General features: G+C 61.7%; 1 protein-coding gene. It reads right to left on the bottom strand.

What is annotated here, in order from left to right:
- A partial coding sequence (locus tag AAEZ05_RS28075; protein ID WP_350649829.1) for a DUF3530 family protein occupies positions 1 to 300 on the bottom strand: 300 nt, incomplete at its 3' end.
- Between the last annotated feature and the right edge of the window lie 16 nt (positions 301 to 316).

Genomic DNA, 316 nt, shown 5'->3' with positions numbered 1-316 from the left:
GTCGGCGGTTTCCCCTGCACCTGGTATGAGGATCACCACACCCTCGGCTTCGGCGCTGTTGGCAGGTTTCCACAGCGCCAGGAACGAATCGCTACCCGCCTGCAATTGCTGTTGCTCCTGCTGCGGCACCTGGCGTTCGAGCGCATTGGCTTCTTGCTGGCTACGCTCGGGTAAGGGCTGGCGTTCAGCCGGCTTTTCGATGGCAGGCGAGGGCGCATCCTCGGCCTGGACAGGCAGTGCGCTGGTAAACAGAAGTGACAGGCACCATGCTGGCAGTGCCGAACGGTGAAGAAAAAGCATCGTTGATTCCCGGCCA

It is taken from the genome of Pseudomonas sp. HY13-MNA-CIBAN-0226 (assembly GCF_040310305.1).
Lineage (GTDB): Bacteria > Pseudomonadota > Gammaproteobacteria > Pseudomonadales > Pseudomonadaceae > Aquipseudomonas > Aquipseudomonas gregormendelii.
This window is presented reverse-complemented; position numbering and strand designations above follow the sequence as displayed.